Annotated in this window: 7 protein-coding genes; 6 read left to right on the top strand and 1 reads right to left on the bottom strand. The window is 48.1% G+C overall.

Translation table 11 applies throughout. The features are described from left to right. Positions 1-309 (bottom strand): Rpn family recombination-promoting nuclease/putative transposase (locus tag V2H77_RS01585; RefSeq protein ID WP_341497396.1); only part of this gene is annotated, 309 nt, incomplete at its 3' end. A 779-nt stretch (positions 310-1,088) separates the two neighbouring features. Here V2H77_RS01585 and V2H77_RS01580 point away from each other — a divergent pair. From V2H77_RS01580 to V2H77_RS01555, 6 genes are all read left to right on the top strand, one after another. Then, positions 1,089-2,519 carry a gamma-aminobutyraldehyde dehydrogenase gene (locus V2H77_RS01580; RefSeq protein WP_341497395.1) on the top strand — a complete coding sequence of 477 codons (1,431 nt, stop codon included), beginning with the start codon at positions 1,089-1,091 and terminating at the stop codon, positions 2,517-2,519. A gap of 15 nt (positions 2,520-2,534) precedes the next feature. After that, a complete protein-coding gene (locus tag V2H77_RS01575) occupies positions 2,535-3,308 on the top strand; it encodes a nuclear transport factor 2 family protein (protein WP_341497394.1) in 774 nt (257 codons plus the stop codon). A gap of 256 nt (positions 3,309-3,564) precedes the next feature. Then, positions 3,565-4,842 (top strand): 4-aminobutyrate--2-oxoglutarate transaminase, encoded by a 1,278-nt coding sequence (locus tag V2H77_RS01570; RefSeq protein WP_341497393.1) that lies wholly within the window; start codon positions 3,565-3,567, stop codon positions 4,840-4,842. A 33-nt stretch (positions 4,843-4,875) separates the two neighbouring features. Next, positions 4,876-5,244 (top strand): DUF805 domain-containing protein, encoded by a 369-nt coding sequence (locus V2H77_RS01565; protein ID WP_341497392.1) that lies wholly within the window; start codon positions 4,876-4,878, stop codon positions 5,242-5,244. 57 nt (positions 5,245-5,301) lie between these two features. Next, the gene (locus V2H77_RS01560) at positions 5,302-6,843 is read left to right on the top strand and encodes an NAD(P)/FAD-dependent oxidoreductase (protein ID WP_341497391.1); all 1,542 of its coding nucleotides are present in this window, start codon (positions 5,302-5,304) and stop codon (positions 6,841-6,843) included. 234 nt (positions 6,844-7,077) lie between these two features. Next, positions 7,078-8,406, top strand: coding sequence for an MFS transporter (locus tag V2H77_RS01555; RefSeq protein ID WP_341497390.1), 1,329 nt, complete (start codon positions 7,078-7,080; stop codon positions 8,404-8,406). Positions 8,407-8,483: the final 77 nt, after the last annotated feature.

The raw sequence follows: 8,483 nt of genomic DNA, 5'->3' as shown, positions 1-8,483 counted from the left end.
CATCGCAGCGATCGCATAGCGTAGCAGCCGAAACGCCATTTGTTTGTCCGGTGAACTCTGATGCTCAATCAGGCAATACACGTAGCCATCACCCTTACCTGCTTTCAAAGAATACAACACGTCGCTGTAGTACGGTCGAAGATCGTCTTCGATAAAACTCCCTGACGCCAGTTGTAGGGTTTCCAGATCACACACTTCGAGTAACGCCGGCGGTAGATGAAATTGCAGAAAATCCCTGGCAGTATCCGGATGTGTCAGGAACTGCTTAAAAATAGCATCATGCAATGTAGGTGTGGTGTTTTTCTTCATCGTTCATCATATCCTAAAACTCTAAGTTTAACTTTAACACACCCTACAGATGTTCACATAGGGGTCTGCTCACCTTAAACCCCTCGGATCAATTAAACGTTGCCAACTAAAAACCACATCATGGGCAGTAATAGGAGAACATCAGACCACTTTATTCTTTCTCTTAAATGAAATAACCACACTTTATTATCTTTGACTTCCCAACTAACTGCCAAATTGGTATTTAATTTACCATCAATACCTGTGTTAATTAATCTACTAAAGAAGTCGTGAATAATATCAAATTCAATATCACTTTAAACTTTATGGACATCAAGAGGCGCAGGCAATGAACCATTATTATGACGAGCAGTATTCTGGTGAGTTGCCAGTTGTATACCAAGAAGAATAATTTCTGTATGAGATAATGTTAAGCTTGCAAATATAATTCCTGTGAATTAAAGATATATTTTTTATTATGTTTTTCATCGTGTTTTATCAAGTAACAATTTGTTTTTTAATATTAATTTTAAAAATTGAGCAATGTGTGAATATTGACTAGATTGGAAATAATCCTAACGAAGAATGGTTCCAGAGTCTTTTCTTCTGGTTAAAAAAATTCTCGATCCTGCTCACAGATTGGCATATTTTCCTGAACAGGAGAGTCGAAATTTATATCTATGTGTCTAATTACTCTTTTATTTTTATTTTTTAGTTGAAAAATTAACATCTATATAGTAATTGAATATATTAAGTTATAGGTTATATTTTATATTATCCAATCCATTAGGGAGAGATTTATGGCGGTACCAACGCTCAGGCATTTTATTAATAGTCAGTATGTTGAATCTAAAGGTTCCGAATATTTTGACCTGGTAAGCCCGGTCACTGGTGAAACCTATGCGCATTCTCCTAACGCGACTGTAGCGGATGTTGATGAAGCTTATGCAGGGGCTAAAGAGGCATTCAAGATCTGGCGGCGCAGCACACCGTCAGCACGTCAGCAGGCGTTGCTGGCATTAGCCGATGCAGTGGAAAAAAACGCTGAGCGTCTGATCGAAGCGCAAAGCCGCAATACGGGGCAGCTCAAGCATCTGATTGCTTCTGAGGAAGTTGCGACGTCAGTAGATCATATCCGTTTCTTCGCCGGCGCCGCCCGTTTTCTGGAAGGCAAAGCGACTGCTGAATATCTTCCTGATATGACGACCAGCATCCGGCGCGAACCACTGGGCGTGGTGGGGCAAGTTACCCCGTGGAACTACCCGCTGATGATGGCGGTATGGAAGATAGCGCCTGCGCTGGCAGCGGGTAATACTGTGGTGCTCAAACCAAGCGATACCACGCCGGAAAGTACTCTGTTGCTGGCTGAACTGGCCGCTCCGTTCTTCCCTATAGGCGCATTCAACGTGGTGTTGGGTAATGCCAGCGCGGGCGCTCTGGTTGTTTCACACAAAACGCCAGCTATGGTTTCCATCACGGGTTCCGTGCGCGCAGGTTTGCAGGTTGCCTCTTCGGCGGCGGCTAATCTCACCAGAGCACATTTGGAGTTAGGCGGCAAAGCGCCTGTGGTTGTTTTCGCCGATGCGGATATGGACAAAGCGGTGGAGACCATTGCTACCGCGGGGTATTTCAATGCGGGTCAGGATTGTACGGCAGCTTCGCGTGTGTTGGTGGATGAATCTGTTTACGATACCTTCGTTGCTAAACTGGTGGCGGCAGCTAAAGCTACCCGCTTTGGCTCTCCGGAAGATGAAGAGGCGCTATATGGGCCGCTCAATAATGCTCGTCAGATGGAGCAGGTCAAAGGGTTCATTGCGCGTTTGCCCGCTCATGCTTGTATCGAAACAGGAGGCCGTCAGGCCGAACGTTCGGGTTATTACTTTGAACCTACGGTAATTACCGGTCTGGAGCAGCACGACGAAGCAATCCAGACTGAGATTTTCGGCCCGGTTATCACGGTGCAAAAGTTCCGCGATGAACAGGATGCCATAGAGAAAGCTAACGATGTGAAATACGGGCTGGCCGCCAGTGTCTGGACCCGCGACCATAGCCGCGCGTTGCGCCTATCACGTGAACTCGATTCCGGTACCGTCTGGATTAACACCCATATTCCTCTTACAGCAGAAGCGCCGCACGGCGGCTTCAAGAGCTCCGGATATGGTAAAGATCTGTCGGCTTATGGCTTCGATGAATATACGCGTATCAAGCACGTGATGAGTTCCAACGACTGACACAGGACATCCGTAATGATTCAGAATAGATCTCCACGCGACTTGGTGTCGCGTGCGCACCATGAGCTGTTTACTGACCGTGATGTAGGGGCGCTTGAGCGTTATTTTGCGCCGCATTTCATTGAACATTCTCCGTTGGTCAAAGATGGTCTTGCCGGATTGCGTGAGCTGGTCTGGACACATCCTGAACTGCATCACGAAACTTATCGTCTACTGCAAGATGGTGATCTAGTCGCCATCCACGGTCGTTTTACGGGATTAGACGACCGGCCGTTGGTCGGTTTCGATCTGTACCGGGTTGCTGACGGCTTAATCGTAGAGCACTGGGACGGCCTGGTGCCGCAGGCTGCACCCAACCTCAGTGGCCGGACTCAGTTAGATGGCCCGACTGAAGCAGGCCATGACCATGACAGAGAGAAAAATCGCGAGCTGGTGGTCAACTTTTTTACACGCACCCTGATCGAGGGTCACTACGAAGAGTTTGGAAACTACACTAATGGTGAATTGTTTCGTCAGCACAGCCCTGATATTGCCGATGGCACGGCAGCCGTTATCTCGTTTCTTAAGCAACTCAGGGATGGGGGGCAGGGTCTGCATTACACTAAAATTCACCGTACGGTAGCCGATGGGCAGTTTGTTCTGACTCATTCGGAGGGGAGTATCGCCGGAGCGCGTCACAGCTACTTCGAGCTATGGCGCATTGAGAACGGCAAAGTGGCTGAACTTTGGGATGCTATCACCCCGGTACCGGAGGATGCAAAAGCGCTGCATCGCCACGGTATTTTTTAGAGTTGATCGATACCCGTCGCGGATGTCGTGGCGGCGGCTTCGTATGTCAGGTTCCCGTTGAGACAACGCGGAAATATCACCTGTTGCGGTTGATGGCTTCAGGTGAACTGGCGGATTTCAGCGAATTTCACTGTGCAGTGATCGGTCACAGCGCGAAGCTTGTGGTCGCGATGCTCTACCAGCTTTGGGCGCTATTCACATCGGGCGTCTGTCTGTTGAAGCCCGCTTATTTCAGATTGCTGAGGAGGTTTCATTTATGACTGAATCTATGTTAGCCAAAAGACGCAGCGCGGCTATTGCAAAAGGCGTGGGCGTGACCACGCAAGTCTATGCGGAGCGTGCGGAAAACGCTGAAATTTGGGATGTTCAGGGACAACGTTATATTGATTTTGCCGCCGGTATCGCCGTGGTGAATACCGGCCACCGCCATCCGCGCGTCATCGCGGCAGCCAGAGAACAACTGGAACAATTTACCCACACCTGTCATCAGGTGGTGCCCTACGAAAATTATGTGGCGCTGGCCGAACGTCTGAACTGCTTGGTGCCTGGTGATTTTGCGAAGAAGACTGTCTTTGTCACTACCGGGGCTGAGGCGGTGGAAAATGCCGTGAAGATCGCGCGTGCCGCTACTGGGCGCAGTGGCGTAGTAGCTTTCAGCGGCGCTTTTCATGGCCGTACCTTCCTCGGTATGTCATTAACCGGCAAAGTTGCACCGTACAAAATGGGGTTCGGCCCGCTGGTTAGCGACGTTTACCGTGTTCCGTTTCCAGTCGGGTTGCATGGCATTAGTGTGGAACAAACGTTGAATGCGCTGGAAAATCTCTTTAAAACCGATCTTGAGCCTACGCGCGTCGCGGCCATCATCATTGAACCGATACAGGGAGAAGGCGGTTTCTATCCTGCTCCTCCCGAACTGCTCAAAGCTCTGCGTGAGATCGCCGATTGCCACGGCATTGTACTTATCGCCGATGAGATTCAGACCGGCTTCGCGCGGACAGGCAAACTGTTTGCTATGGAGCATCATGAGGTTGTTGCCGATCTGACCACTATGGCGAAAGGTCTGGCGGGCGGTTTGCCGCTGGCGGCTGTAACGGGGCGTGCAGAGTTGATGGATGCTGTAGTGCCTGGTGGTCTGGGGGGAACTTATGGCGGTAACCCAGTGGCGATTGCGGCCGCCCATGCGGTGCTGGATGTGATCGAAGAAGAACAGCTGAATGTGCGGGCGACGCAGTTGGGAGACCAGCTAAAACAGCGTTTGCACGAACTGCGACCGCGGGTCCCGCAGATCGCTGACGTGCGAGGGCTTGGGTTGATGATTGCGGTGGAGTTTAACCATGCGGACAGTCAGGAACCCGATGCCAGCTTTACCAACGCGGTACGTCAGAAAGCGCTGGAGCGTGGTCTGATCTTGCTGATGTGCGGTGTACACGGCAACGTGATTCGTTTCCTTCCGCCGCTGACCATACAAAATAACGTTTTTGATGAAGCGCTCAACATTCTGGAGTCTGTGCTGCTCGATCTAGCTGAACAGTAGATAGAACCTGCTGCCTCACAAGAGGGGATAACAATGCGTTGGTATTTAAATGTATTAAAGAACTATGCATGCTTCAGAGGGCGAGCCGGACGTAAGGAGTTCTGGTGCTTCGTTCTGTTCCAGATCCTGGTTGTATTTATTATCTCTTTCCTTGAAAGATATTTTGCCGTTGCCAATCCTGAAGTTTATATGGGCTGGTTCAGCGCTGTCTATTTGCTGCTCACGTTTTTGCCCGCGCTAGCTGTGAATGCCCGCCGCCTGCACGACATCAACTGTAGCGCTTGGTGGTTATTGCTGCATCTCATACCGTTTATCGGCACTGTTATTCTGCTGATTCTCGCCGGTCTGAAAGGGAGCTTTGGCAGTAATAAATATAGCTCAGATAGCCGGGCTCACTCATAGGGAAACTCTCCAGACCCGGCCAGTGGGTGATTTCAAGATCATAACAGGAGTGCTGAAATGACAATGAATAGAAGAGACTTTATCTCTACCGTGGCGACGCTCGCCGGGGCGGGAGTGCTTTCATCCGTACTTCCCAACTTATCCCTGTTCGCCCGGACCTTAACCGCAGCCGATGCTTCGGCCGTCAATGTTGATAAGCTCCGGCCGACACTGTTGGAGGATGCGCAGCATAGAGTTAGCCGGTTGGGATTGGATTCGCGCATCTGGAGCTGGCATAAAGACGCTGCTGCTGACGCCATGCCAGCCAACTATTATGAAGCTTCTTTGGCTGACTGGTCGGCTTTTGGCAGCCTGCCCGGAGATCAGAACTGCGAGGTTGCGGTTATCGGCGGTGGGTTGCTGGGGGCTTCCACGGCATTGCATCTTGCTGAGGCGGGAGTGGACGTGATTCTGGTTGAAAAGGATAACATTGGTTCAGGAGCTTCTGGTCGCAATGGGGGGCAGATGACCCCAGGGATTGCACGCTGGGACGCTAAAACTGTGCTGGAAAAACTTTCATTCGATGAGGCGAAACGCTTATGGCGTCTTGTATCTGTTGAAGCGATGAATCTCGTGGATGAACTCCGTGAGCGTTATAGTTTCGAATGTGACCGCAAATATGGTCATATCACCGCTGCGCTGCACGCAGGCCACATGGGGCCGTTGGTGGCTAATGCCGATGCCCGGCGCCATCTGGGAGATGCGGCGATGAAGGTTATCGGACCACACCAATTGCAGGAAGAGTATGTGCGTTCGAACATTTATCATGGAGCAAATATCGACAGTATCGGTGGGCAGGTCCAGCCTCTGGCGCTGTTGCGTGGCTTGGTTTATGGTTTCGCCAGACTGGGTGGGCGAATTTATGACAGCACGAAAGTGAAGAGCATCAAGCAGGATGCTGGCGGCGCAGTCGTAGAAACTGAGCGGGGGGTTATCAGGGCAAGTAAGGCGGTGGTATTGGGTGTGCATACTTCCACGGGTGAGTTTATCTCTGGCCCTTCCACCACAGTGCCTTTTTTCTCCTACGTGGCGGTAACGCCGCCGTTGCCAGTGGATGTCAAAGAGCTGATCCCGTCAGATCTGCCGGTCTACGATACACAGTTACAGGTCGATTACTATCGTGCGGTGCGCAACAACCGCCTGCTGTTTGGTGGACAGGGTACTGGAAACTCTTGGTCGCCGCGTGATGTGAACAACTATCTGCTTGGGCGTATCAGAACTGTGTTCCCGCAGTTGGAAAAAGCCGAACTAGAATATTCCTGGGGCGGGATTAGCGATCTGACTCTGAACGGCATCACTGATGCCCGCAAGAGCGGCGACAGAGTACCCGTGTATATGGTGCATGGCTGGAGTGGTCATGGAGTGGCGCAGACGGTGCGCATTGGCAAAGCTATCAGCGACGATCTTACCAGACGCAATAACGACTTTACTATGCTTACCCGCATTGACCACGTGAGTCTCCCGTTGGGTTCCTATCTCTCTCCGGTAGCCATTCCGTTGGCTAAGGGTGTTTTGGGAGTGATAAGCACCTTTAATCCGGCAGATATGGTTTCGTTCTGAACAGAGGACAGATATTTTCAAGTGAAGATATGTCTGTCAGTCAATAGAAATATTTCATGGGAATATTATAAATTGAAAATAATAACGTCAATTATTTTTTTATTGTGATAATGTTAACGTAAATAAAAGTAATGCAGGAAACATTAAAAATAAATTTTCTTTATATCTATTATTAAACGGATAATTTATCTTTATAATTAAGGATAATGAATTTTTTGGCATTGGTGGTTCAAGGTGAATAGCACTAAAACAATTAGTATCCAACATATTATTAATCATCAAAAGTTTTCGAAAGTTCAATGGCAGGTATTAATTCTATGTTTCTTAATCGTTGTTATTGATGGTTTTGACACGGTATTAATGGGGTATATTGCATCAGCAGTGGCCAATGATTTTAAAGTAGAAGGCGCTGTTCTTGGGCCGACGATGAGCGCTGCCCTTTTTGGGTTATCGTTGGGTTCGATTTTTGCGGGTCCACTTGCAGATCGGTTTGGTCGAAAGTCAGTGTTGACAATATCCGTCACTGTTTTTGGCCTGTTAAGTCTTGCTACCGCTGTTGCAGATTCAATTCAGACATTAACTATTTTGCGTTTTTTGACGGGGTTAGGTCTTGGGGCCGCGATGTCAAATGCAATAACTTTAATATCTGAATATGCGCCTGAGAATCGGCGATCTTTGTTAATCAATATTGTTTTTTGCGGTTTTCTTGTTGGCGCAGCGATAGGCGGGGTAATTTCTGCATGGATTATTCCATATTTTGGTTGGCAGGGAGTTTTGATTTTAGGCGGTATTTTTCCGTTATTTCTATCTCTATTTCTCTTTTCTCTATTACCTGAATCACTTAGGTATCTGGTTTTGAAAGGGGGAGCAGAGGATAATATAAGACGAATTTTGTCTAAAATGACTGGCAATAATTTGAATGATATAAACAAGTTTACCTTTGATGGAGAAGAAATTATATATAAGTCGTCAATTAAAACGGTTTTATCCAATAGATTCTTAGTTGGAACGACAATGTTATGGATAACTTATTGCATGGGAGCATTGGTTTTTTATGTTCTGACAAGTTGGATGCCATTTTTAATGAACGATGTTGGTTTTAGTATTAGCATGGCGGCAACACTGACAGCATTATTTCCTTTTGGGGGCGTAATAAGTACGATTTTTTCCGGTTGGTTAATGGATCGAATTAATCCTCATAAGGTGGTTGCAATTAATTATGCCCTAACGGGTATTTTGGTCTTTTTTATTGGCCTGGAAGAAAATGTATTATTATTGAGTATTCTGATATTTCTTGCCGGGATGGCGCTAAATGGCGCTCAGGCGTCGATGGGAGCCATCTCTGCACAATTTTATCCGACTCATTGCCGGGCGACGGGGGTAGCCTGGATGTTAGGATTTGGCAGATTCGGCGGGATTTTCGGTACTTTATTTGGCGCAGAACTGATCAAGCTTGAATTAAGTTACAGTAGTATTTTTGCCGTTTTATCCATTCCGGCTATTTTAGCCGCTGTATCATTAACATTTAAGGATGTGAATTATAGAAGGAATAAATATACCTAATAGATTTCGAGTTGCAGCGCGGCGGCAAGTGAACGAATCCCCGGGAGCATAGAGAGCTATGTGACCGGGGTGAGTGA

The organism is Photorhabdus sp. P32, assembly GCF_038085095.1.
In the GTDB taxonomy this organism is placed as follows: domain Bacteria; phylum Pseudomonadota; class Gammaproteobacteria; order Enterobacterales; family Enterobacteriaceae; genus Photorhabdus; species Photorhabdus luminescens.
Note: the sequence above shows the minus strand (reverse complement) of the source record. Positions and strands in the feature narration are given on the sequence as shown.